Origin of the sequence: Pseudarthrobacter sp. NCCP-2145, from assembly GCF_023708005.1 — a bacterium.
In the GTDB taxonomy this organism is placed as follows: domain Bacteria; phylum Actinomycetota; class Actinomycetes; order Actinomycetales; family Micrococcaceae; genus Arthrobacter; species Arthrobacter oxydans.
This window is the reverse complement of the sequence record NZ_BRCG01000006.1, coordinates 119868-143804: the sequence shown is the minus strand read 5'-3', so window position 1 is coordinate 143804 and position 23937 is coordinate 119868. Positions and strand designations below refer to the sequence as shown.

At 68.5% G+C, this 23937-nt stretch carries 21 protein-coding genes; 10 read left to right on the top strand and 11 right to left on the bottom strand.

All coding sequences use genetic code 11. The annotated features are described in order from the left end of the window. Nucleotides 1-4 precede the first annotated feature (4 nt). The 3 genes from NFU08_RS07230 to NFU08_RS07220 all read left to right on the top strand — a co-directional run bounded on the left by NFU08_RS07230 (nucleotide 5) and on the right by NFU08_RS07220 (nucleotide 3942). The gene (locus NFU08_RS07230) at nucleotides 5-550 is read left to right on the top strand and encodes a hypothetical protein (protein WP_174180030.1); all 546 of its coding nucleotides are present in this window, start codon (nucleotides 5-7) and stop codon (nucleotides 548-550) included. A gap of 112 nt (nucleotides 551-662) precedes the next feature. Further along, nucleotides 663-3494, top strand: a complete 2832-nt coding sequence (ppc, locus tag NFU08_RS07225) for a phosphoenolpyruvate carboxylase (protein ID WP_174180032.1) — start codon at nucleotides 663-665, stop codon at nucleotides 3492-3494. A gap of 142 nt (nucleotides 3495-3636) precedes the next feature. After that, the gene (locus NFU08_RS07220; RefSeq protein ID WP_066273735.1) at nucleotides 3637-3942 is read left to right on the top strand and encodes a hypothetical protein; all 306 of its coding nucleotides are present in this window, start codon (nucleotides 3637-3639) and stop codon (nucleotides 3940-3942) included. A 44-nt stretch (nucleotides 3943-3986) separates the two neighbouring features. Here NFU08_RS07220 and NFU08_RS07215 read toward each other — a convergent pair whose 3' ends face one another. The 3 genes from NFU08_RS07215 to NFU08_RS07205 all read right to left on the bottom strand — a co-directional run bounded on the left by NFU08_RS07215 (nucleotide 3987) and on the right by NFU08_RS07205 (nucleotide 6346). After that, nucleotides 3987-4613, bottom strand: coding sequence for a DedA family protein (locus tag NFU08_RS07215; RefSeq protein ID WP_251421831.1), 627 nt, complete (start codon nucleotides 4611-4613; stop codon nucleotides 3987-3989). A 40-nt stretch (nucleotides 4614-4653) separates the two neighbouring features. Then, the gene (locus NFU08_RS07210) at nucleotides 4654-5286 is read right to left on the bottom strand and encodes a hypothetical protein (protein WP_251421827.1); all 633 of its coding nucleotides are present in this window, start codon (nucleotides 5284-5286) and stop codon (nucleotides 4654-4656) included. 76 nt (nucleotides 5287-5362) lie between these two features. Then, a complete protein-coding gene (locus tag NFU08_RS07205; RefSeq protein ID WP_251421956.1) occupies nucleotides 5363-6346 on the bottom strand; it encodes an RluA family pseudouridine synthase in 984 nt (327 codons plus the stop codon). 118 nt (nucleotides 6347-6464) lie between these two features. Here NFU08_RS07205 and NFU08_RS07200 point away from each other — a divergent pair, with 118 nt between their 5' ends. Both NFU08_RS07200 and NFU08_RS07195 read left to right on the top strand, forming a co-directional pair. After that, nucleotides 6465-7094: a helix-turn-helix domain-containing protein gene (locus NFU08_RS07200; protein ID WP_251421824.1), complete on the top strand. Its 630-nt coding sequence runs from the start codon at nucleotides 6465-6467 to the stop codon at nucleotides 7092-7094. Next, nucleotides 7087-7779, top strand: a complete 693-nt coding sequence (locus NFU08_RS07195; protein ID WP_174180041.1) for an SRPBCC domain-containing protein — start codon at nucleotides 7087-7089, stop codon at nucleotides 7777-7779. Before NFU08_RS07200 ends, NFU08_RS07195 begins: the two co-directional genes overlap by 8 nt. A gap of 42 nt (nucleotides 7780-7821) precedes the next feature. Here the strand turns inward: NFU08_RS07195 and NFU08_RS07190 are convergent, their stop codons facing one another. Beyond that, nucleotides 7822-9369 carry a PLP-dependent aminotransferase family protein gene (locus NFU08_RS07190; RefSeq protein WP_397425377.1) on the bottom strand — a complete coding sequence of 516 codons (1548 nt, stop codon included), beginning with the start codon at nucleotides 9367-9369 and terminating at the stop codon, nucleotides 7822-7824. 61 nt (nucleotides 9370-9430) lie between these two features. On the opposite strand from NFU08_RS07190, the gene NFU08_RS07185 reads away from it, so the two are divergent. Beyond that, entirely contained in the window at nucleotides 9431-10087 is a 657-nt protein-coding gene (locus NFU08_RS07185) for a YitT family protein (RefSeq protein WP_251421821.1), read from the top strand. Nucleotides 10088-10103: 16 nt separating this feature from the next. Here the strand turns inward: NFU08_RS07185 and NFU08_RS07180 are convergent, their stop codons facing one another. The 4 genes from NFU08_RS07180 to NFU08_RS20925 form a co-directional block, all read right to left on the bottom strand. Next, nucleotides 10104-10940, bottom strand: a complete 837-nt coding sequence (locus tag NFU08_RS07180; protein ID WP_174180045.1) for an Fpg/Nei family DNA glycosylase — start codon at nucleotides 10938-10940, stop codon at nucleotides 10104-10106. Next, the gene (locus NFU08_RS07175) at nucleotides 10933-16089 is read right to left on the bottom strand and encodes a DEAD/DEAH box helicase (protein WP_397425374.1); all 5157 of its coding nucleotides are present in this window, start codon (nucleotides 16087-16089) and stop codon (nucleotides 10933-10935) included. Before NFU08_RS07175 ends, NFU08_RS07180 begins: the two co-directional genes overlap by 8 nt. A 52-nt stretch (nucleotides 16090-16141) precedes the next feature. Further along, nucleotides 16142-17662, bottom strand: coding sequence for an FAD-dependent oxidoreductase (locus tag NFU08_RS07170; RefSeq protein ID WP_251421818.1), 1521 nt, complete (start codon nucleotides 17660-17662; stop codon nucleotides 16142-16144). A gap of 345 nt (nucleotides 17663-18007) precedes the next feature. Beyond that, the gene (locus NFU08_RS20925; protein ID WP_309296834.1) at nucleotides 18008-18358 is read right to left on the bottom strand and encodes a DUF4232 domain-containing protein; all 351 of its coding nucleotides are present in this window, start codon (nucleotides 18356-18358) and stop codon (nucleotides 18008-18010) included. On the opposite strand from NFU08_RS20925, the gene NFU08_RS20920 reads away from it, so the two are divergent. After that, on the top strand, nucleotides 18351-18665 hold the full coding sequence (locus NFU08_RS20920; protein ID WP_309296833.1) for a hypothetical protein: 315 nt from the start codon (nucleotides 18351-18353) through the stop codon (nucleotides 18663-18665). The genes NFU08_RS20925 and NFU08_RS20920 overlap by 8 nt on opposite strands. Before the next feature lie 158 nt (nucleotides 18666-18823). On the opposite strand, the gene NFU08_RS07160 is transcribed toward NFU08_RS20920, so the two are convergent. Both NFU08_RS07160 and NFU08_RS07155 read right to left on the bottom strand, forming a co-directional pair. Then, nucleotides 18824-19579 (bottom strand): YcnI family protein, encoded by a 756-nt coding sequence (locus tag NFU08_RS07160; RefSeq protein WP_251421813.1) that lies wholly within the window; start codon nucleotides 19577-19579, stop codon nucleotides 18824-18826. Nucleotides 19580-19658: 79 nt separating this feature from the next. Beyond that, nucleotides 19659-20285 (bottom strand): hypothetical protein, encoded by a 627-nt coding sequence (locus NFU08_RS07155; protein ID WP_251421810.1) that lies wholly within the window; start codon nucleotides 20283-20285, stop codon nucleotides 19659-19661. A gap of 213 nt (nucleotides 20286-20498) precedes the next feature. Here NFU08_RS07155 and NFU08_RS07150 point away from each other — a divergent pair, with 213 nt between their 5' ends. The 3 genes from NFU08_RS07150 to NFU08_RS07140 all read left to right on the top strand — a co-directional run bounded on the left by NFU08_RS07150 (nucleotide 20499) and on the right by NFU08_RS07140 (nucleotide 23043). Next, on the top strand, nucleotides 20499-20846 hold the full coding sequence (locus NFU08_RS07150) for a hypothetical protein (protein ID WP_174180054.1): 348 nt from the start codon (nucleotides 20499-20501) through the stop codon (nucleotides 20844-20846). A gap of 197 nt (nucleotides 20847-21043) precedes the next feature. After that, nucleotides 21044-22261 carry an NRAMP family divalent metal transporter gene (locus NFU08_RS07145; RefSeq protein WP_174180056.1) on the top strand — a complete coding sequence of 406 codons (1218 nt, stop codon included), beginning with the start codon at nucleotides 21044-21046 and terminating at the stop codon, nucleotides 22259-22261. Beyond that, complete coding sequence (locus NFU08_RS07140; protein ID WP_174180058.1) at nucleotides 22258-23043, top strand: putative hydro-lyase; 786 nt, start codon at nucleotides 22258-22260, stop codon at nucleotides 23041-23043. Before NFU08_RS07145 ends, NFU08_RS07140 begins: the two co-directional genes overlap by 4 nt. A gap of 163 nt (nucleotides 23044-23206) precedes the next feature. Here NFU08_RS07140 and NFU08_RS07135 read toward each other — a convergent pair whose 3' ends face one another. Further along, nucleotides 23207-23905 (bottom strand): GntR family transcriptional regulator, encoded by a 699-nt coding sequence (locus NFU08_RS07135; RefSeq protein ID WP_251421807.1) that lies wholly within the window; start codon nucleotides 23903-23905, stop codon nucleotides 23207-23209. Between the last annotated feature and the right edge of the window lie 32 nt (nucleotides 23906-23937).

Below are 23937 nucleotides of genomic sequence, written 5' to 3'. Positions count from 1 at the left end.
TGCCGTGGACATACTTGCTGGCATAAGTGGTGACTGGCTCAAAGCCCTGACGTGGATCACGGCCGTGACAGCCGGGGTGGCGGTCCTGCTGTGGCGGCCGCGGCGGCCCGACCTGGCAGGGCTGGCCTCCGTGATGGTCTTCATGGCAGCCAGCGCGGGCGCAGGGATCTACGTCCTGAACCACCTCGGCGACGGCCGCTGGGGCGGTGGGCGGCAGTCCCGGCTGAGCCCGCCCCCGCTCTCCGATGCGCCCATGGTGGGGCAGTTCCTGGAACCGCTGGAAGGGATGCTGGGCGGCGTCACGGACGGCGTCAACGAGTTCGTGGACTTCCGCTCCGCCCTGCCGGTGGCACTGGATTTCTTTGCTGCCGCGGGCTGGGCCCTGGCGCTTTCCGTGCCCCTGGCATTGGTGGCCCTGGCGGCCGGCGCCCGGGCTGCCAAGCGCCGCACCGCGGAAATTACCGCGTACCGGGCCGAAGTTGACCAGCTCCGCCAAGAGCTGGACCACGTCAAGCGCCATGTAGGTTACCCGGTGCGCGACATTATCTGAGACGGATTCCCCCACGGCGCCGCACTGCGGGTAGCATCTTTAGCTAGTTACGTGGCTCACAGTATCCAGCGCAGTGTACGAGCCAAGTCCGAACCCTCGAAAGATAGTTTCCATGGCTCACACTGCAACGAATCCCGAAACCGATCTTGCCTCCGAACTGAGGGCAGACGTCCGCCGCGTGTCCACCCTGCTGGGTGAATCGCTCGTCCGCCAGCACGGTCCCGAACTCCTCGACCTCGTGGAGCAGGTCCGCCTCCTCACCAAGGAATCCAAGGAAGCCGCCCGCGGCGGCGCCGATGCCACCGGCCCGTGGAGCGCACACGACGTCGTGGCCCAGGTCCGCGAACTCCTTGGCTCGCTGCCTATCGAGCAGGCCACCGACCTGGTCCGTGCCTTCGCCTTCTACTTCCACCTTGCCAACGCCGCTGAACAGGTGCACCGGGTGCGCGGCCTGCGGACCCGCGCCGAAAAAGACGGCTGGCTGGCCAAGACCGTAGCGGACATCGCAGAGCAGGCGGGCACCGGTGTGCTGCAGGAAGTGGTCAACGGGCTGGACGTCCGCCCCATTTTCACCGCGCACCCCACCGAAGCCTCGCGCCGTTCGGTGCTGGACAAGATCCGCAAGCTCTCCGACGTCCTGGCCCAGCCCAGCGCCGAGGGCACCACCGCCCGGCGCCGCCAGGATCGCCAGCTGGCCGAGATCATCGACCAGATGTGGCAGACCGACGAGCTCCGCCAGGTCCGGCCCACTCCGGTGGACGAGGCCCGCAACGCCATCTACTACCTGAGCAGCATCCTGACGGACGCGATGCCGGAGATGCTCACCGAACTCTCTGAACTGCTCGGCGAGCACGGCGTGAGCCTTGCTTCCCAGGAAGCGCCCATCCGCTTCGGCTCCTGGATCGGCGGTGACCGAGACGGCAACCCCAACGTCACCGCGGCAGTCACCCGCGAGATCCTGCAGATCCAGAACCAGCATGCGGTCCGGATCAGCATCGGAATGATCGATGAACTGATCTCCATCCTCTCCAACTCCACCGCGCTTGCCGGCGCGGACCAGGAGCTCCTGGACTCCATCGAGGCGGACCTGAAGAAGCTGCCCGGCCTGGACAAGCGCGTCCTGGAGCTCAACGCCCAGGAGCCCTACCGGCTCAAGCTGACCTGCGTTAAAGCCAAGCTGATCAATACGGGCAAACGGGTGGCTGCAAACTCCAACCACGAGCACGGCCGCGACTACAGCGGAACCGGCGAACTCCTTGCCGACCTGGAACTCGTGGAACTCTCGCTCCGGAACCACTCGGCGTCGCTGGCTGCTGACGGCGCGCTCGCCCGGGTCCGCCGCGCCATCGCCTCCTTTGGACTCCACCTGGCCACCCTGGACATCCGCGAACACGCGGACCACCACCATGACGCCGTCGGCCAGCTGATGGACCGGCTGGGCGGGCCCGGCGTGCGGTACGCGGAACTCAGCCGCGGGCAGCGGCTCGAGGTGCTCGGCTCCGAGCTCGCCTCGCGCCGGCCGCTCTCCGGACACCCCATTAAGCTCGACGGCGCCGCCGACGGTACGTACGACGTCTTCCGTGAGATCCGCCGCGCCCTGCGCGCCTACGGCCCGGACGTCATCGAGACCTACATCATCTCCATGACCCGCGGCGCCGACGACGTGCTTGCCGCGGCAGTCCTGGCCCGTGAGGCCGGCCTGGTGAACCTCTTCGGCGAGAAGCCCTACGCCAAGATCGGGTTCGCGCCGCTGCTGGAGACCGTGGAGGAGCTGCGGGCCTCGGCCGAAATCGTGGACCAGCTGCTGTCCGATCCCTCCTACCGGGAACTCGTGCGCCTCCGCGGCGACGTGCAGGAGGTCATGCTGGGCTACTCGGACTCCAACAAGGAATCCGGCGTGATGACCAGCCAGTGGGAAATCCACAAGACCCAGCGCAAGCTGCGCGACATCGCCGCCAAGCACGGCGTGCGCGTGCGCCTGTTCCACGGCCGCGGCGGATCCGTGGGCCGCGGCGGCGGACCCACCTATGACGCCATCCTGGCCCAGCCCAACGGCGTCCTGGAAGGCGAAATCAAGTTCACCGAGCAGGGCGAGGTCATCTCGGACAAGTACTCGCTGCCCGAACTCGCTCGCGAAAACCTGGAACTGTCGCTCGCCGCCGTGCTGCAGGGCTCGGCCCTGCACCGCGATCCGCGCACCTCCGCGGACCAGCGGGAACGGTACGGGCACGTCATGGAGACCATCTCCGACGCCGCTTTCGACCGGTACCGAAAGCTGATCGACCATCCGGACCTGCCGGCCTACTTCATGGCTTCCACCCCGGTGGAGCAGCTGGGCTCCCTGAACATCGGGTCGCGCCCGTCCAAGCGCCCGGACTCCGGCGCCGGGCTCGGCGGGCTGCGCGCCATCCCTTGGGTGTTTGGCTGGACGCAGTCACGCCAGATTGTGCCCGGCTGGTTCGGCGTCGGCTCCGGCCTGAAGGCTGCCCGCGAGGCAGGCAACACCGCGCAGCTGGTGGAGATGTGGGAGAACTGGAACTTCTTCCGGTCGGTGCTGTCCAACGTGGAAATGACGCTGGCCAAGACTGACCTGGACATCGCAGGCTACTACGTCTCCACCCTGGTCCCCGAAGAGCTCCACCACATCTTCCGCGCCATCCGCGAGGAGTATGAGCTCACCGTGGCCGAGGTCCAGAACCTGACCGGCGAAAACCTGCTCCTGGACGCCCAGCCAACGCTCAAGCGCTCGCTGGAAATCCGGGACCAGTACCTGGACCCCATCAGCTACCTCCAGGTGGAGCTCCTCCGCCGTGTCCGTGCGGAAGCTGCCGAAGCCGCGGAGAAAGCCGACGGCATCACCGGCGCAGAGATCGACGAACGGCTGCAGCGCGCCATGCTCATCACCGTCAACGGTGTGGCGGCAGGCCTCCGCAACACCGGCTAGCCCCGACGCTCTCTCACTTAATGCAGGTTTTTCACCAACGCTCACGCACCGGTGAGAGAGCGTTGGCAGTTTCCCTGCAGAAAGTGAGAGAGCGTTGCAGGGGCTTGGGGGACAGGGAAGCCGCCGGGATAGGCTGGAGGGCATGCCTTCCTTCCAGACCCGACTGAAAATCACCGGGCTGCGGCCGGGCAACCCGCCCGAGGCTGTCATGGACACCGCGGTGGAAGCCCTGGGGACCCGGCACCATGTGGAGGCGCACCAGCTGCAGCTTGCCGGGGGAGTGCCGCAGCTGAACCTGCGCTTCCTCGTTGACGCCACAGAATACAGCGGCGAGAACCGGCAGGCGCGGGATTCGGCAGCCATGATGCGTGACGCCGTAGAACGCGTGGCCCTGACCGGATCCCTGACGGTGCTGCGCCGCAGCCGCGGCCGCTGGACACCGGTTTAGCTGCCCGCTGGACGCCGGTTTAGCGGCCGGTGTAAGACGGCGCTTCAGGCTTCGGGAGCCAGCGGGCCAGGTTCCTCCACGGGGGACGGATTGCCGCGCCGGCGCGTGGCAATAACGCCGACGGCGGCCCCCACCACCAGGCCGAGCACCACGCCGATGAGGGAGCTGGCCCAGAACGGAAGCCCTGTGGCCGAGCCGGTGAAGTAGCCCAGGCCCACCAGCCAGCAGGCCCAGAGCACCGCCCCTATTCCTGCGCACAGGCTGAAGCCCCGGACGGCGACATTGGCGATGCCTGCCGCGGCAGAGGTGGCGAGGCGGCCGCCCGGGATGAACCTGGCGCCGATGATGGTCCCGTACGTGGAGGAGCGGCCGGCCCGGGCGATGGCGTCATGGATCCCGCGGTGGATCCGGCGGCCCCACGCCCAGCGGTCCAGCACGTGGCTTAGCCGGCGCCGGAAGAGCTGGAATACCACCATGTCGCCGACCCAGGACGCCAAGGCGGAGAGGAACCCCACCAGGAAAACATTGGTCCGGCCGTCCGCGGACAGGGCACCGCCGGTGATCACCACCATTTCGGAGGGGATCAGGGGAAAAATGGCGTCGCCGAGGACCACGGGGATGATCCAGAAATAGATCGCCGACCCCCAGCTTTCAGCGCTGCCCAAGTCCATGGCCACAACGTACCGCAGATTTGGCCGGCCGGCCCTGCCCTTACGGTTCGGACTTCGGTGTACGACTAAGGTGCTGCCCCGCCAGGAAGTACCAGTAGGGCCAGGCGACCCAGGCGGCTGCTCCCGCCGCGACGCCTGTTCCGCCGATGCCGTAGCGGATCCAGAGGGGAAGCTGCTCCGCCCAGGTCAGGCCGGCCACCGGCAGCGCCACCAGCAGGGTGCCTCCGATGGCCTGTCCCAGCCGGGCGAGGTTCCGCGGGTAGGCGCCGGAGGCCAGGAGCGCCCGGTGCGCCAGCAGGAACCACCCGGCCTGGACCGTCATGGCCGCAACAGAGACAACTGTGGAGCTCTTGAAGTCGAGCTGTTTGATAACAAGCAGGAACGAGCTTGCGGATCCGGCGGCGCAGGAAGCGGTGACCACCCATTTGCCGGCCTCAGAGGCCCGCGTCCGCGGCAGCCGGCGGTGCACCTGCAGGATTACGGGGATGGCCGCCAGGTTGAACAGGGCACCTGTTGCGTCATTGATGGTGCCGAAAACGTAGGGGCCGTTGCGGGGTACTTCCACCGCATACATGGCACCGAGGGTGGCCACCCCCACTGCGCCTAGGCCTGCGGCGGCGTAGGCGGCCCTGGCGGCGGTGCGGTCGCCCGGGATCCAGGCCAGTGCGTCCATGATGGTTCCTTGCCTTGCCCCAGGTACCCCTCAGGATAGTCCTCTCCGCACCGGCCATCCAGAGGTAGGCGGCGGATCAGGCCTTGCCCGGGTGTGCCTCGCTGAGTTCCAGCCCGCTGCGGTACTCCACGGGCTTGCCGCTGATGGGATCCAAGAACCGGATGCCGCGGGCCAGGAGCTGGAGGGGCCTGGTGTAGTCGTCCGGAGCCTTGTCCAGCAGGTCCGGGTAGAAGGCGTCATTGACGATGCCCAGCCCCAGCGACGCCATGTGCACCCGCAGCTGGTGCGTTTTTCCGGTGTGCGGCTCGAGCCGGTAGCGGGCCAGCCGCCGGGGACTGCCCGGTGCCGCGGCAGAGGTGCCCGCCGCACCCGGCGCAGCGCCGCCGTCGAACGTTTCCAGGCGTTCGATCCGCGTTTCCGCGTTCGGTTCGCCGTCGATGACTTCGGCGAGGAGGTAACTGCGCGACTTGGTCATCCGGTTGCGGACCACCACCGGGAAGCCGACGGCGGGATAACCCTCCGCGGGCTCGGCGGCGGACACGCACTCGTAGTCCTTCTGGACCTGCCGCTTCTCGAAGAGGACCTGGTACCTGCCGCGGGTCCGGGGATTGGTGGAGAAGAGCAGGACCCCGGCCGTCATGCGGTCCAGCCGGTGCATGGGTATCAGATCCGGCAGCTCCAGCTGGTTGCGCAGCCTGACCAGCGCCGACTCCTGGATGTAGGTGCCGCCGGGGGTGGTGGGCAGGAAGTGCGGCTTGTCCACCACCAGCAGGTGCTCGTCCTGGTGGAGGATGGTGATCTCCACCGGAATCCGCGTCTCCGGCGGGAGGCTGCGATAGTACCAGATGAACGTGTGGTCCTGCAGGGGAGTGGCGCGGTCCAGTGGCACCCCGCCCTCGCCAACGATCTCGCCGGCGTCGAACCTGTCCTCGATGCCCTGGGGGTCGATGTGTCCCCAGCGGTGCATCATGTAGTCCATGGCCGTGTCCCAGGGCCCTTCTCCGGGGAGGCGCAGCCGGGTGGCGTTGACGCCGTCGCGCACGGGGAGGGGGGATTGCATCACCGGACCATTCTACCGGCGGGTGCTGCCGGCCCGGGCGGAGCCCCCAGGGGCACACCCGGCACCGAACACAAAAAAGTTATTGACAATAAAAATTGTCGGTAGCGATACTTGAATCATGTTGGAGATAGCCGTCATCGAGGATCCCGCCGCGGCCGAGGCGTCGCTGGATCCGATCCGGACCCGGATCCTTCGCGAACTGGTGGTGCCGGCCTCGGCAACCCAGCTCGCGGTGCGGGTGGGGCTGCCGCGGCAGAAGGTCAACTACCACCTCAGGGCCCTGGAAAAGCACGGCCTGGTGGAGCTGGTGGAGGAACGGCGCAAAGGCAACATGACCGAACGCATCCTCCAGGCCACAGCGTCGTCCTACCTGATCTCTCCCCAGGCGCTGGCCTCGGTGTCCCCGGACCCGGGCCGCTTTTCCAGCCATTTTTCAGCATTCTGGCTGCTGGCGCTTGCGGGCCGCATGGTCCAGGAGATGGGAAAGCTGATCGCCGGCGCGGCCGCTGCCCGCCAGAAGCTGGCCACGTTCGCGGTGGACGGTGAAGTCACGTTCCGGGCCGCGGCCGACCGCGCAGCGTTCGCCGAAGAGCTCGGCGTGGCGGTCACCCGGCTGGTGGACAAATACCACGACGGCGATGCCCCCCGCGGGCGCCGGCACCGGCTGGTGGTGGCGCTCCACCCCGTTCTCAAACCCGCCAAAGACCCCACACAAACCCCTTCAGGCAAGGAGCAGGACAATGACTGACAACCGCAACTTCGAAATCGTCTACGACACCGAACTTCCGGGGACGCCGGATCGGGTCTGGGAGGCTGTGACCACCGGAACGCCCGCGTGGATGTTCCCCACGGACGGGTGGCCGGACGTCAAGACCGTCCAGGAGTACCCCACCCACCTGGTCTCCCGGATCGAGGGCCCGGACGGCTGGTTCAACCAGCTCGAGCATGTGCTCGAACCGCTCGACGGCGGCCGCGCCCGCCTGCACTATGTCCACAGCGGCATCTTCGCGGACAACTGGGACGAGCAGTACGACGGCGCCAGCCGCCACACGGAGTTCTACCTCCACACCCTGGGCCAGTACCTGAAGTACTTCGACGGACAGCCCGTGGTGTTCACGGACATCCAGGCGCCGGCAGCGTCCCAGGCTCCGGACGGCTTTGCGCGGCTTCGCAACGCGCTGGGCGTGGACTCCGCCGGGCAGGGTTCCCGGGTGGATCTGGAGCTTGACGGCGTGGGCCGGCTTTCGGGGGAAGTGGACTTCTCCAACGAGCACTTCCTGGGGTTGCGCACCTCCGACGCCATGTACCGCTTCTTCGGCCGCAACGCCTGGGGCGCTCCGGTGGGGATGACTGTGCATGATTTCAGCGGCACCGGCGACCCGGATGCCACGGCCAAGGCCTGGGGCGGCTTCCTCGAAAAGGCCTACGCGTAGGAGCCCGGGACCCAGTGATCGGCGGGCACGGGCTCCCGTCGGTCACGCAATGGCCACGGCCGGGGCGCTCTTCAGGGTCCGTCGGAGCTGCGGGGCGGCATCGAGCCGGTCCTGCGCTGAACGCAGGGCCAGGACCGCAGCTTCAAGCTTGTCCGGCGGCAGGGTGAACGGCACCCGCAGGTAACGCTCGAAGGCGCCGCCTATCCCGAAGCGCGGCCCTGCCGCCAGCCGGACCCCGAAGTCGGGGGCGATGACGGTGAGCGCAGTGCTGATGGGAGCGGGCAGCCGGCACCACGCGGACAGTCCGCCGGAAGGGTAGGCCGCCTCCCACTCCGGCAGGTGGCCGGCAAGGAGCTCCAAAAGGGCGGCGCGGCTGTCCCGGAGGGCGGAAATCCGTGCCGGCAGCGGCTCATCGAGGGCCCGGACCAGGTGCGCTGCGGCCAGCTGTTCCATAAGGGGGCCGCCGAGATCCAGTGAGGTCCGGGCTCCCGCAAACCGTTGGATCAGGTCCTCCGAGGCCCTGATCCAGCCGGTGCGCAGCCCGCCCCAATGGGACTTGCTGAGCGAGCCGATGGTCACCACCGCCGGACTGAACGCCGCCACCGGTGCGGTCACAGCGCCGTCGAGGTTAAGCTCCCGCAGCGTCTCGTCCACCACCAGGACCGTCCCGGCGGCCGCAGCTGACCGGACCAGGTGGCGGCGCTGGAGGTCGGGCATCAGCTGGCCTGTGGGATTGTGGAAGTCGGGCACCACATAGGCCAGCCGGGGCCGCTGCTGCTGCAGGGCGGCCTGCAGGGCGGCCATGTCCCACGCCTGCGCGGCCCCGGCCCGGGCGCCGTGCGTGCCGGCGCTGGTGCCGGCCCTGCGTGGGCTTACTCCGGTACCGGCCGAGAATGCTACCGGGACCGGCCGGCAGCCCACAGCCCGGATGGCATCGAGGGCGTTGGGGTAGCTGGGGTGTTCCACCAGTACGCGGTCCTGCCTGCCGGCCAGGGCGCGGAGGATGATGTTCAGGGCGTGCTGCGCCCCCGATGTCACCATGATGTGGCCGGCGGTTGTGGGCACCCCGGCCGCCGTGTAGCGCGCAGCAACTGCTTCCCGGAGCGGGAGCAGGCCCAGGGCGTCGTAGCCGAATCCGGGGAGCAGGGCCGGAAGCTCGGTGAGGGCCGCGGCGAACGCACGGTGCACCACCTCCCCGCTGGCAGGAAGCGAGGCGTAGGCGAGGTCGATCAGTCCCTCCGGGGCGGCGAGCCCGGGGGCGGTCAGCGCTGGATCGTTCCGCACCGGTCCCGTGAAGAGCGTGGTGCCTGCCGGGGTCAGGCGCGGGATCCGCGTCCGGCTTCTGCTGCCCTGGCCGCCTGTGAGGAAGCCCTGCTCCCGGAGCAGCCCATAGGCGGCAGTCACCATGGTCCGGCTGACGCCCAGGGCTTCGGACAGTGCGCGCTCGCTGGGCAGCGCAGTGTCCAGGGCCACCCGGCCGTCGAGCACCAGCAGGCGTACGACGTCGGCCAGCTCGCGGTAGCCGGGCGTTGCGCCGACGTTCCACTCGCCCAGGAGACGGGACAGGCCGGAGGCCGTGAGGGATGACATCAGACCAGTATCTCAAACTGGCTATGTAATTCAAGGCCAGTTTTCTGCCAGAGTCGTTCCTATGTTGACCCGCAGACTCCTTCAGCTCTTTACCGGCCTCGCCATGTACGGCGTTTCCCTGGCCATGTTCATCCGCGCAGGACTGGGCCTGGACCCCTGGGATGTCTTCCACCAGGGCGTGGCCGGCAGGACAGGACTCAGCATCGGCGTGGTGGTCATCATCGTGAGTTTCCTGGTGCTTCTGCTGTGGATTCCGCTGCGCCAATGGCCCGGTTTCGGAACACTGTGCAACGCCATCCTGGTGGGTGTGTTCGCGGACATTGGCCTCGCCCTGATTCCGGCCGTGACCCATCTGGGCGGGCAGATCTGCATGCTCGGCGGCGCGGTGGTGTTGAACGGCGTCGCTTCCGCTTGTTACATCGGTGCCCGGTTTGGTCCCGGCGCCCGCGACGGACTGATGACAGGCCTGGCCAGGCGCACCGGCTGGTCCGTCAGGTGGTCCCGCACGCTGATCGAGGTTGTGGTCCTGGCTTTCGGGTGGTTCCTGGGCGGATCGGTGGGCGTGGGCACCGTTGTCTACGCCCTGGCCATCGGCCCCCTGGTCCAGCTGCTGCTTCCGCTGTTCATGGTGCCGGCGCCACGCCGCGCAGACATCGCTTCACCGGGAGGCAGCAACCCTGGAACTCCTGCTCCGGCCTCCCTGGCCGGCAACAGCTGAGGCACCACACGGAGGCCTAACCCTGGGCCGGGAGCGGCTGGCACTGGGGGCAGTAGTAGATGTCCCGTTCCTCGTCGCCGTTCAGCTTGCCCAGCACGCCGCGCCGGATGGGGGTCCCGCACTTCAGGCAGGGCTGGTGTTCCCGGCGGTAGACCCAGTAGCCGGGCCGCCCCGCCATCCGGCCGACGGGCATGCCGCGGGCGTTGAGGATGGTGACGCGGCGGCCCGGGCCCAGGTTGACCTCCAGGAGCTGCTTGGCGTCCGTCATCATGGTCCGCACATCCTGGACCGCCGAGACCGGGGAAGCGGGGTGCACGCCGGACAGGAAGCATGTTTCGCAGCGGTAGATGTTGCCGATCCCGGCCAGGTTGCGCTGGTCCAGCAGCGCCACGCCGATGGGGACGTCCGGGGCGGAACGGACCCGCCGCTCCGCCTCGTCCAGGTCCCAGTCCGGCCCCAGCAGGTCCGGACCCAGGAAACCCACGATGGAGTCCTCGCTGGCGGTGGCCACCACCTCAACAACCCCCAGGGAAAATCCGACGGCGTCCGCTGCGGCGGTGCGCAGCACGCACCGGGCGGTGTAGCCGGGTTTGCGCCACCTTCCGCCGGGCGGGTACACCTGCCAGGTTCCCTCCATTTTCAGGTGCGAATGGATGGTGAGCTTCTTGTCGTCCGGCCCCACCACGCGCATCAGCAGGTGCTTGCCGCGGGGCACCACTTCCGCCACGGTCCAGCCGGTGAGGTTGAGGGTTGCAAAGCGGGGCACGCGGAAATCGGAAGCAAGGAGTTTTTGTCCTGCCAGGGCCTGGTGCAGCTGGTTGGCTGCCCGCCAGACGGAATCGCCCTCAGGCACGGATCCTCAGTCCTTTCGGGGTGGAGTAGGCGCCGGCCGAGCTCAGCGCGGCAGCGACAGGGGTATCCAGGATGCCGTGCCCGTTGACCTTCTCCATGATCAGTTTGTCCACGGCTCCCCGGGTCACCACGCCCACCAGCGCCGCGCCGGCGGCCGACAGGACGGCTTCATCGCCGCTGAAGGCCAGCAGTGTCTTGCCGCCCCGTTCAACATAGAGGACCAGAGCCCCGTCCACCAGCACCACCAGGGTACCCGCCTTCCGCCCGGGCCGGTGCCCCGTGCCGGCGTCGTCCTGGAGGGCCGGCCAGGGGAGGGCCGCTCCGTACGGGTTGGCAGGGTCCGTCGCCGCCAGCGCCAGGGCGACCGGTTCGGGCCTGGCGAGCTGGGTGTCCTCCGAATAGGACCGCAGCCGGTCAACAGTGGCCGGAACCGCGAACTGGGCCGCCCCCAGGTGCTCAATGAAGTAGCCCCGCCGGCAGCGTCCGGCTTCCTCCAGCCTCGCGAGGACCTTGTACATGAGGCCGAAGCCGCCCAGGATCTGTTCCGCCATCACGGACCCCCTGGTGACCACGCCATAGCGGTCCAGCAGGAGTTCAGCCGTGGCCCGGGCATGGATGGTGGCGTCCAGTTCCGGCTGCGGCAGGGCAGACCAGCGGCCGGCGGCCATCGGGGGAGTTGACGCACCTCCGGCCGACGCACCGTACCTGCCGCCCGCCAGGCCCGGCGATCCCATGAGCCCGCTCCCGTGGGAACGGCCCAGCCTGCTGAGCCGGGGTGCCCTGGCGCGGGGTGCGCGGGCCACCTGCCGGTGCGCGGTGTGGCCACCGGCGATCAGCGCGCGGACCGGGGCGAACGTATCCCCGGTGATCCGGCCCGCCCACGCCAAGTCCCAGAGTGCCGTCACCACTTCCTGGTCGCTGAGGACGGTATCCATGCCCCCGGCGACGTCCGTGAGCTGCCGGAAGAAGTAGCCGCCGCCGTTGTTGCGAAGGTGCTCCAGGAGGCGCTGCTGCGCATCCCCGGGCTCGTACTCGATGGCAGGGTTAAGAGTCAGTTCGGCGGAGTCGGCAAGGTGGAGGCTGATCCAGCCGTCGTTTCCGGGCAGGGCTCCGGCGCCTGACCAGAGGACCTCCCCGGCGGCCATCAGTTCATCCAGCATTGCCGGCTGGTAGTTGGACACCCTGCCGGCAAGGACCAGCGGTTCCCAGGCCGAGGCCGGAATGGGCACCCCGGAAAGCTGGTCGACGGCGGTGATGATGCCGTCCAGCCCCCGCAGCGACGGCTGGCCGCGCCCTCCGCCGGGTGTCCTGACGTGCTGCCAGGCGGGCAGGAAGCGCCCATAGGCGGCCGCGTCCACCGGTTCCACTTCCGCGCGGAGGGCTGCCAGCGAACGACGGCGGAGCTTGCGCAGGACCTCTGCGTCGCACCATTCGCTGACCACCGTGTGCGGGGAAAGGTTGGGCGGGGGTGGCTCACTTGCAGGCTGGCTTTCCTCCGGTCCGCTGCCTTCTCCGGCGGCACCGCTGGTGGTGTCCGGGGCGGTTTCCGCTGGCCCTGCATGCGGCCGGAACTCGCCCTCCACCACGCGACCGTCTGCTGCCAGGCGTTTCAGGGCAGTGCTGACCACTGCCACGCCCAGGCCAAGCCGTGCTGCTGCCTCGGCCGCGGTGAAGGGTCCGTGCGTGCGGGCATACCGCGAAACAAGGTCGCTGAGGGGATCCGCGACGGGTTCGATGAACGCGAGCGGGACCCCCATGGGCAGCGGAACGCCTATGGCGTCCCGCAGCCGCGCGGCATCCTCCACAGCCGCAAAGCGTTCCACGCCGCCGATGTTGACCTTGATGGCACGGTTGGCGCGCTGCAGGGCCACCAGGTGGGCGGTGGCCTCTGCCGGCTGGGCGTGCCCGGCGTCCACCGTGGCGTGGCCGTGCCCGGTGTCCTCTGGGCCAACGGAGTCCTCAGCGTCAACCAAGTCCTCTGCGACAACACCGGTGGCCTCCGCCGGCTGAGCTGCTGCCCCGTCCTGGTCGGCTGCGGGGGGCGGCACCACTGCCGCGGGCTGGCCACCCGTTGCGGCCGGTTCCAGGCGCGCGGCCACCTCCTCGGGTGCCAGTGGGCCAAGCAGCCGCAGCAGGTCCGCCACTCCTTCCATGCCCCGCACCCGCCTGTCCTGCGCCAGCCGCTGGAGCTCGCGCTCGGTGGCTTCGATGACCTTGGCGTCCAGCAGTTCGCGCAGCTCAACGCGCCCCAGCAGCTCGTTCAGGAGCGCGGAATCAAGGGCCAGCGCGGCGGCACGTCGCTCCGCGAGGGGAGAATCGCCTTCGTACAGGAACTGCGCCACGTACCCGAACAGGAGGGACTTGGCGAACGGGGACGGCTGGGACGTGGTGGTCTGGACGATCCTCAGCTCGCGCCGTTCCACGGACGCCGCGATGTCCTTCAACGCCGGGAGATCGTAGACGTCCTGCAAGCATTCGCGGACGGTTTCCAGCACGATGGGGAAGGTTGGGTACTTCCGGGCGACATCGAGCAGCTGGGCTGACCGCTGCCGCTGCTGCCACAGCGGTTGCCGCTTGCCCGGGGTCTGCCTGGGCAGCAGCAGCGCCCGCGCGGAACACTCCCGGAACCTCGATGCGAAGAGTGCACTGCCGCCCACCTCGGCTGTAACGATCTGCTCCAGTTCCTCGGGGTCGAAGAGGAACAGCTCCGCCCCCGGCGGCTCATCCTCCATCATGGGCACGCGGAGCACAATCCCGTCGTCGGCAGCCATCGCCGAGCCGTCCAGCCCGTATCTCTGGTGGAGGCGCTGTCCGACGGCCAGTGCCCAGGGAGCATGCACGGGCATGCCGAACGGGCTGTGCAGGATGACGCGCCAGTCGCCCAATTCATCGTGGAACCGCTCAACCACCAGCGTGGTGTCGCTGGGAACGACCTCGGTGGCCAGCTTCTGCTCGGTGAGGTACTGGATCAGGTTGTTCGCGGCGAACTCATCCAGGCCGCTGGCTTTGCAGCGCTCGGTGGCAGGGCCGGCGTCGGACGCCGAGAGCTCACGGACGAACGCGCCAAGGGCGCGGCCCAGGTCCACTGGCCGGCCGAGCGAGTCGCCCTTCCAGAAAGGCAGCTTGCCCGGCTGGCCGAAGGCGGGCGAGACCAGCACGCGGTCATGCGTGATGTCCTCGATCTTCCAGCTGGTGGCGCCCAGCGCAAAGACGTCCCCCACCCGCGACTCGTACACCATCTCTTCATCCAGCTCGCCTACCCGGCGCCCGCCCTTGGGGGCGGGCGCCGGTTTGCCCTCCGTGGAAGGGGAAGCCGATCCTTCAACCTCCGTGCCGATGATGTACACACCGAAGAGCCCGCGGTCGGGGATGGTCCCGCCGGAGGTCACCGCCAGGCGCTGCGCGCCCGGCCGGCCCTCGATGGTGCCCGCGTTGCGGTCCCAGATGATCCGTGGGCGGAGTTCGGCGAATTCGTCGGACGGGTACCGTCCGGCCAGCAGGTCCAGGGTGGCTTCGAACGCTGAGCGCGGGAGTGATGCGAAAGGCGCCGAGCGCCGTACCGTGGCAAACCATTCCTCGACGTCGATGCTGCCCAAGGCGGCGGCGGCAACAGTCTGCTGGGCCAGGATATCCAGCGGGTTGGCCGGGATGCTGAGGCGCTCGATCTTTCCGCCGAGCATCCGTTCCACCGTAATGGCGGTGTGGACGAGGTCCGCCCGGTGTTTCGGGAAGAGGACGCCCTGGGAGACTTCGCCCACCTGGTGCCCTGCCCGGCCCACCCGCTGCAGGCCGCTGGCCACGGACGGCGGTGATTCCACCTGCACCACCAGGTCCACGGCGCCCATGTCGATGCCGAGCTCCAAGGAAGACGTGGCCACCACGCACCGCAGCCGGCCCGATTTCAGGTCGTCCTCGATGAGCGCCCGCTGGTCCTTCGAAACGGAGCCGTGGTGCGCGCGGGCCAGCACCGGATCTGCCCCCGCAGAGCTTCCGGCCTGCGCCATCATGTGCGCCGGCGTGGCGGTGGAGGCGGGAACGCCGGGTGCCGCTGCCTGCTGGGCCGGGTCATCCCAGCCGCCGCCTGCCGCCACCAGCTGCCGCTCCGCGTAAATCTCGTTGAGCCTGGCCGTGAGGCGCTCCGAGAGGCGGCGGGAGTTGGCGAACACAATGGTGGACTGGTTGGCCAGCACCAGGTCCACGATCTTCTCTTCCACGTGCGGCCAGATCGATGCCTGCGGCTGGAGCCCGGAGGCGGGGCCGGAGTCGAAAGCCCCCGCGGCGCCCTGGAGGTCGGACATGTCCTCCACCGGGACGGAGACGGTGAGGTCCCAGTTCTTTTTGGCAGGAGGGGCAACAATTTCCACCGGCGCTGTGCCTGCGAGGAACTGCGCCACGAGTTCCTTGGGTTCCACGGTGGCGGACAGTCCGACGCGCTGGGCCGGTTTGGGCAGCAGCGCATCCAGCCGCTCGAGGGAGACCGCCAGGTGGGCGCCGCGTTTGGTCCCGGCCACGGCGTGGACCTCATCGATGATGATGGTGTCCACTTCGGTGAGCGTTTCCCGCGCCTTGGAGGTGAGCATCAGGAACAGGGATTCCGGGGTGGTGATGAGGATGTCCGGCGGGTTGCTCAGCAGGGCGCGGCGGTCAGCAGTGGTGGTGTCACCGGAGCGCACGCCCACGGTGGTCAGCGGGGCCGGCAGCCCAAGGCGCTTGGCGGTCTGGGTGATGCCGATCAGCGGTGAGCGGAGGTTCCGTTCAACGTCCACGCCCAGGGCTTTCAGGGGTGAAATGTACAGGACACGGGTCTTGCGCTTCGGCGCGCGGGACCGCTTGCCCTTCGAGGTGGCCGCGCCGGCGGCCACCGTGGCCTCCGGTGCTTCCGCGGCGGAGGCCAGGAGCCGGTCCAGCGCCCAGAGGAAAGCGGCGAGGGTTTTCCCGGACCCCGTCGGGGCCACCACCAGGGCGTGCGAGCCCGAGGAAATGGCGCGCCAGGCGCCCTCCTGCGCGGGCGTCGGCTCTGAGAAGGCACCGAGGAACCAGTCGCGCGTGGGCCTGCTGAACTGGGCCATGGTGCTGGCGCCGGGGCCCTTTCCACTTGTGCCCTTTCCGCCTGTGCCCTTTCCGCTGGTGGGGGCCTCTTCCTCGATCATGCCTCCATCATGCCCCAAGGCACCGACACCGATGCCGGCCGCCTGCCCGGGCTCACGCCTTGTCCGCGGTCGGGAGGTCCCTGGTGGCCGACCCCTCCAGGAGTTTTCCGTCGCTGCTGAACCGTGAGCCGTGCAGCGGGCAGTCCCACGTGAGTTCGCTGTCATTCCAGTGCAGGATGCCCCCGAGGTGCGTGCAGACGGCGGACAGCCTGCACGTGGTGCCGTCCACGGTGGAGACAGCCACCGGCCTGGGTCCTTCGCTGTACACCCTGCCCTCGCCGTCGGCCGGAACCACCGGGGCGGGGGCCGGCTCCTTGCTGCGCTTCCGCAGGCCCTCCGCGGCCAGTTGTCCCCAGCCGGCGGCAAGCTTGCCTGCCACGCCGGCGTTAAGGGCGACGGCGGAGAAGGCTCCCGAGGGCGAGGTGACCCTGCGGTGGATGGTGTTTGCCCAGTGCACGTTCCCGCCGAGGATGTCGGCAGAGATGCCGACGGCGGCCGCCACCGCGTTGGTCATGCCCCACTTGCCGTAGCCGGTGCCGAAGTGGATGTGGCCTTTGCCGCGGGGGAACCTGCCGAAGAAAGGCATGAGGTTGGTGGGCATGTAGTCCTGCGCGGACCAGGTGTGGGTGGCAACGGCGCCGGGGTAGTGCCGGCCGGCCCAGTCCAGGAGGCTGCCAAGATGGTGTTTCTCGGACCGGGCCCGGCCCACGTGGTGCCCGTGGCCGCCCACCAGGAGCAGGCGGCGGCCGTCCGCGTCGTAGTCCCTCAGCGAATGGGTGGGCTGCTCCACGGAGAGGTACATGCCCGGGGGAGGAGCCTGGTCGTCCTGGAGCTGGAGGGCTGCCGCGTAGGAGCGGCTGGGCTTCAGTTTGGCGAAGTACAGGCCGCGGTCCAGCACGGGAATGCCGGTGGCGAGCACCACCTCGTTGGCGGTGACGGTGCCGTGGTCGGTATGCACCGTGGCGGGCCCGCTGCCGGTGACGTCCTGCAGCCGCACGCCGCCCACCACGGATCCTCCCCGGCCCCGGATGTCCGACACCAGCGTTTCCAGCACCTTCACCGGGTGGATCTGCGCCTGGTCCGCCAGGCGGACGGCGCCGTGGACGGGAAACGGCAGGCCGGCGTCGCGCACGTATTCCAGGTCCAGCCCGGCGGTGGTGCCGGCGCTGACTTCTTCGCGGAGCTTTTCGGTCCCCTGCGCGGAGGCTGCGTAGGTGTAGGCGTCCCTGCGCTGGTAGGGCACACCCTGTTCGTCAAGGTACCGCAGGAGCCAGGCCTGGCCCTCGCGGTTGGCATCCACGTACGCCTGCACCTGCTTCTGTGAATACTGGCGGGCGAGCTGTGACAGGAACGTCCCCTGGAGCAGGGTTACCTTGGCGGTGGTGTTTCCGGTGGTTACGGCGCCGGGGTACCTGGCCTCGAGGACAAGCACGTTCTGCCCGGAGCGTGCCAGCAGCAGCGCGGTCACCAGGCCGGTGAGTCCTGCTCCGGCCACCACGGTGTCGTAGGTGCCTCCCGGCTCGAACGGATCGGAAACGAACGGTTCGCTGTGGTCCAGCCAAATCGACGTCATGCCTGCTCAGCCTGCCTTTTGTCCAGGCCCTGCAGGGCCGGTTTGTGATGGGTCCCTTATGGCCCCCCACCCATCAATGGCGTATTTGCTAAGTATACTTATGATGTTGGGGTTTAAGTCTATGGTCAGGTGGCAGCCACGAAGTGAACATAGCGACAAAACAGCAGGAGACGTCATGACAAGCATGAGTTCCGACGGCCGCGCAGTGGGCCGGACTACCACGGCCACCAGGTAGCCACAACCAGGCAACCAAAGCCCCGAACAAGTCAAAAAGAGAAACTGCAGGCGGCCCGGCATCATGCCGGACCGCCTGCAGTTTCCTTGTGGAGCGCCGCCGCGGAGGAATCAGGCGGGCTGGAACGGGCTGATTGTCAGGAGCGTGATCGCACCGTTGCTGCAGGCCCTGGTGGGCTGGGGCAGGAACAGGGACTCCGTGTCCTCGGGCGGGTAGATCCGGTAGCCGGCCGCATCCACCAGTGCGCAGTCCGAATAGTTGCCGGCCTGGGTGTAGCGCAGCACGGCAGAGCCGGTTTGTCCGGGGGCCAGGAGGACGTCCACCGCAGCGGTGGATTCGTCGCGGACCGCCGGAGCGCCGATGGGAGCGCCGGCAGCATCAGCTGTCAGGGACACCCCGGCATAGCCGCGGAGGATGCAGGGATCGGAGCCGGTGTTGGTGAGGTTGAGCTTCATGTACACGCTTCCGGCCGCCCCGCCCCCTGACGCGTCGGTAGCCGCCGAGAGCACTGCCGCCTTGCAAAGTGCGGGGTCGCCCGGGGCCGGAGCCGCGGAGGACGGGGACGTGCCGGGGGACGACGGCGGCGCAGACGCCGTGGGCGCCGCGGACGATGCGTCGGGGCTGGCTGGGCTGCTGGCCGAGCCGGTGCCTGTGCCGGTTCCTGCCGCAGTCGGCTGCGACTGCGGCTGCGCCGGCCCGCAGGCACTGAGCATCAGTGCCGCCGCCGCGGCCGCCGTGGACATGACCAACCCCTGGAATATTCGCTGAGACCTCATGGCACCACCTTCGCCGCAGCGGGTGTCCGCGTCAACGGCACAACGGGCCGCCCCGGCATTTTGATGCCCGGATCGTGATGATCCGGGCATCAAAAGCCGTGGCACTGCCGGCTGGGGCCGCCCTTGGTGCGGCTTTGTGACGGTGCGGCGCTACTTCGCCGGGGTGTCCGCCGGGTTGCGCCGCGCCGTGCTGCGGACCAGGGCCGTGCCGCCCAGCACCAGCCCGCCGAGGCCCGCTGCCAGGCCTGCCCAGCTGCGCGCTCCTGCCCCGCCGTCACCTGCCCCGCTGCCGCTGACCGCCGAGGCTTGTTCGGAGGAATGGGACGCAGCCGGGGCAGCCCCGTGGCCGTCAGTGCTTGCGGCTTCCGTCACGGTCACCGACGGTGCAGGTGCCTTCAGGGAATGGGGGTCCTGGCCGTCCGCCGGAATTTCGGACCAGTCAGTCTCGCCTGTTTCGCAGGTCTGGAGCGTGGGGAAGTACAGCGTTTTCCCGGCTGCATCAGGCAATTTTGCCGAGAGGACCAGGGTGTCCCGGAGCTGGTGTTCCAGGGGCGCCTTGGCGGTGTAGACGATCTGGCTGGTCCGCTTGGTGATGGAGGTGCCGTCTGCGAGCTTCTTCGGTTCAGGGAGCTGCTCGGTCACCTTCTCCACGGTCCAGTTCGGGTTGACCGTGGGCTGGGCGTCGTTCAGCTCCGCGGGCAGCGTGATGGCCACCCTGGTGGTGCCGGACTCGTCGCAGCCGTGGGGGACCGCAAACGTGAGCAGGGCATAGGAGTTGGCCGAGGTCTTGTCCGGCGTGACGCCGACGTGGGCGGCGGCGCCGCCCGCGGCTGCCAGCAGAAGCGCAGCGGCGCCTCCGGTGGCTGCTGCCGTTGCCAGGGAACGTCGAAGGATGGAGGTGTGCATGGTTGCCTTTCCGGCGCACGCCCGGAACCGGGGTGCTAAAAGTCTTTTGTGGGCCCGGCGCCGCAGGACGCGGAGCGGGTCAGGAGGAAAGCACGACGGCGGAAGGCGGGCCGCGCCGGCTGTCCTGCCGGAGGTTGCGCCAGGGGCGCAAAGGGGCGGCGGCAGGAGGAAAAGCAGCTAAAGGCGGGGCGCCGTCGTCGCACGCCACCGGCTGGGGGAGCGCAACAAGGGGCCGAAGCCAGGCAGCCAGCGCCCACAGAGCAGCCTCGCCTTTGGCGAGGAGCAGCGCGGAGCCCAGTGTCGCCAGGACGTGCGCAGCGAGCATCAGGGGAGCGGCTGTTGCCGCGGCTCCGGCGAGGTGGTCTGCCGCCGGGGTGAGGAAGCCGGGTCCGGCCACATGGCTGACGTGGGATGCGGCAGGGCCGGACCCCGCTGCCGTACCGGAAGAACTGAAGGCCGTAAAGACCTCATGCAGTGCCACCTGCCCGCCGCCCAGGAGCGCGGCCAGCGCGGGAAATCCCAGGCGCAGGCGTGTTGCGGTGGTGCTGCCCAGCGCGGTCAGGGACAGCACGGCCAGCATGATGGCGGGCGCGGGGAGCTCCCCGCCGGCAGCGAGGTGCGCTCCGGCGGCAAGCGCCAGGATGACGGTGGCCACGGCGGTGGCGCGCAGGAGGTGGAAGGGGGTCCGGGGACGATGTGCCGGCACGGATGGTCCCCCTCCCAATGGCGGAACGGGCCGCGGACGGCGGCGCCGGTTTAATGATGGCCGTTCAGATTCTACCGGCGGGAAGGGTGCGTGCGCGCGCCCCGGGGCGGGCAGTTCCCGGCACGCCCGCAGGCCCGCCCGCCGGTATGTACCGCCCCTTCGGGCCCGCGTAGACTGCGAGCGTAACTGCCAGGCGATCTTGAGGAGAAGTTCATGGACTACACCGGAAGCCAGTCAGAGAAGGCCGTTCCCGCCGGTGAACTGGACCGCGGGCATGTTGGCCACACGGTCAGCTTCCAGCCGAACGAGTTCACCGTGGTGTTCGGGAAGATCGCCGGAATAGCCCGCACGGAGGCCATGGTCTACCTGTCCCTAGCCGGAGTCTCGGGCGGCACGCACCTCAAGGATGAATACGATCTCCCGGTCACCCATCCGGTATACCTCCAGGTGGACGTCATCTCCAACGCCGAGTCCACCATCAAGGACCTGTTCGGCAAGGTGCAGGAGAATCTCCGCGGCTCGGGGCACAAGGGCGGCGAGGAAAGGACCGACCGGCTGTAGCTTTCCAGCCGCAGGGGGAGCGGCCGGCGACGGTAAGGCTGGGATCCGAGGGGTCCCGGCCTTCTTTCGTCGAACCACAAAGATCGACAACGTAGAAAAAGTTGTTGAACAATACCTTGCGCGGATTGTTCAACAACCTGTAATGTCGATCGGGACGACCACTGTGACTCCAGTCACCCTGAAAATTGGACGAACCCATGGCAGAAACCGGCATAAAACTGAACCTGAGCTCCTCTGCTCGGCGCACGGCCCTCCTGGGAGCCATGTTCCTGATGGCCACCAGCGCCATCGGGCCCGGCTTCATCACCCAGACCACTGTTTTCACCGCCCAGATCGGTGCGTCGTTCGCTTTCGCGATCCTGGCGTCGATCCTCATCGACATCGCGGTCCAGATGAACGTCTGGCGCGTTATTGGCGTCTCGGGCCTGCGCGCCCAGGAACTCGGCAACAAAGTCCTCCCCGGTATTGGCTGGTTCCTGGCGGGCCTGGTCTTCCTCGGCGGCATGGTGTTCAACATCGGCAACATTGCCGGAACAGGACTTGGCGTCAATGCGATGATGGGCGTTGACCCGAAGATCGGCGGGCTCGTGTCCGCAGTCGTCGCCATCCTCATCTTCGTCAGCAAGAAAGCCGGCATGGCGCTGGACCGGATCGTGGTCCTGCTGGGCGCCGTCATGATCCTCCTGATGATCTACGTGGCCATTGTTGCCGCCCCGCCCTTGGGCGAGGCCCTGAAGAACACGTTCCTGCCCGAGACGGTGGACTTCCTCATCATCACCACCCTCGTGGGCGGAACCGTGGGCGGCTACATCACTTACGCGGGCGCGCACCGGATGCTGGATTCCGGTGCCACCGGAGTGCGGCACGTCAAGGAGATCACCCGCAGCTCCGTCCTGGGCATTATGGTTACCGGCCTCATGCGCGTCCTTCTCTTCCTGGCGATCCTCGGCGTTGTGGCCGGCGGCACGGTGCTCAGCAGCAACAACATGGCCGCCGAAGCCTTTGGCGCCGCTGCCGGCGAAATCGGCCTCCGGATGTTCGGTGTGGTTCTCTGGGCCGCAGCAATCACCTCAGTGATCGGCGCTGCCTTCACCTCCGTCTCCTTCATCACCTCGTCCCGCACTTCAGAGCGCAAGCGCAACCTCATCACCGTTGCCTTCATCGCAGTCTGCGCCGTGATTTACGCCTTCCTCGGCCAGGCGCCGCAGCAGCTGCTGATCTTCGCCGGCGCCTTCAACGGCCTGATCCTCCCGGTCGGCTTCGGTGTCCTCCTCTGGGTGGCCTGGCGGCGCCGCGACCTCCTGCACGGCTACGCCTACCCCAAGTGGCTGCTGCTGGTCGGCGTCGCCACCTGGCTGATCACGCTGTTCCTTGGCTGGAACTCCGTCATGGGCCTGGCGAAGCTGTGGTCATGACCGGCCGCGCCTCCATGCTCCCCGCCGAAGCGCGCGAGGCCTTCCGCGCCGGACTGGTGGAGCCGACGTCGGGCTGGTCCCGCGGCTACGCGCAGGCCAACGTCCTGTCCATCCCGCGGGAGCATGCCTTCGACCTGCTGCTGTTCGCCCAGCGCAACCCCAAGCCGTGCCCCATCCTGGGCATCCTCGAACCGGGCCACACCACCGGGCCGCTGCTGGCCGGCGGGGACATCCGCACGGACGTCCCCAAGTACACCGTCTACAAAAACGGTGAAAAAGTGGATGAACCCACGGACATCACCGGCTACTGGCAGGACGACCTTGTGACGTTCCTGATCGGCTGCTCCTTCACCTTCGAGGCAGCCCTGCAGGACGGGGGCGTCCGGATCGCGCATATCGACCAGGGCGTGAACGTGCCCATGTACCGGACCAACCGGGCCTGTGACCCGGCGGGATCAATGTCCGGTCCGATGGTGGTTTCCATGCGCCCGGTACCGGCCTCGCAGGTTGCGGACGCGGTCCGCATCACCTCGCGGTACCCAGCCGTGCACGGCGCCCCGGTCCACGTGGGCAACCCGGAGGAACTGGGCATTGCCGATCTGGGCCGGCCCGATTTCGGCGACGCCGTGAAGATCCCGGCCGGCCACATCCCGGTGTTCTGGGCCTGCGGAGTGACGCCGCAGGCGGCCGTGATGCAGTCGAGGCCCCCGCTGGCCATCGGCCATGCGCCCGGCCACATGCTTATCACGGACGCACGGGACAGCGACTACCTGGTGCCGTAGGCGCCGCTCATAACAAGGGGTGCCGTAGGCGCCGCTCATAACAAGGGGCGCCGTAGGCGCCGCTCGTAACAACTGGTGCCGTAGGCGCCGCGGACAACTAAAGAACAAGGTGTGGGGCAGGAGGAAACCTCCTGCCCCACACCTGTATGTTTCGGCGGCGTGCCTATCCGGCGCGCTGCCGCATCCCGGACCCGCGGTCCTGCTCCGAGCCCAGGTGCGCCAGCAGCTCCGCCTCAGCCTCGTCCAGGTAGGCGCGCAGCCCCTCTGCAGCATCCTGGCGTGCGCCGGCGCGCAGCTGCTTCACCAATGTCACGTTGCGGTCCACGTAGTGGCTGTGGAAGTCCGGTGCCGAAGCCATGGAGTGGAACACCAGCCGCATTTCGGCCAGCACCCGGTCCATGAGCTCCTGCAGCGAAGCGCTGCCGGTCAGGGCTACCACGGCTCCGTGCAGTGCCTGGTTGGCATCGGCCATGTCGGGCACTGATCCGCTGTCCCGGGCCTGCTGCGCCCGCTGCACAATGGTTTCCAATCCCTCCAGCACCTGCGGTGTCAGCTCGCCCCAGAGGACGGCGGCAGGCTCAATCATCCGCCGCACGCGGTAGATTTCGCGGACTTCCTCCACGCCCGGTGACGCCACAAAGACGCCGCGGTTTGGTATGCGCGTCACAATGGATTCGCCGGCGAGCGTGGTGAACGCCTGGCGCAGGGTGTTGCGGGAAACACCCAGCGCTGCGCACAGCGGCTCCTCGGACAGCTTGGACCCCGGCGTAAGTTCACCCGCGGCAATGCGGGTGCGCAGCACCGACGCGATCCAGGCCGTGGTGTGTGCGTGTTCCGCCGTACCGTCTGCCGGAGTGTTCATTGGTTTCCCCCATTCCCGTTCGACTAACGATG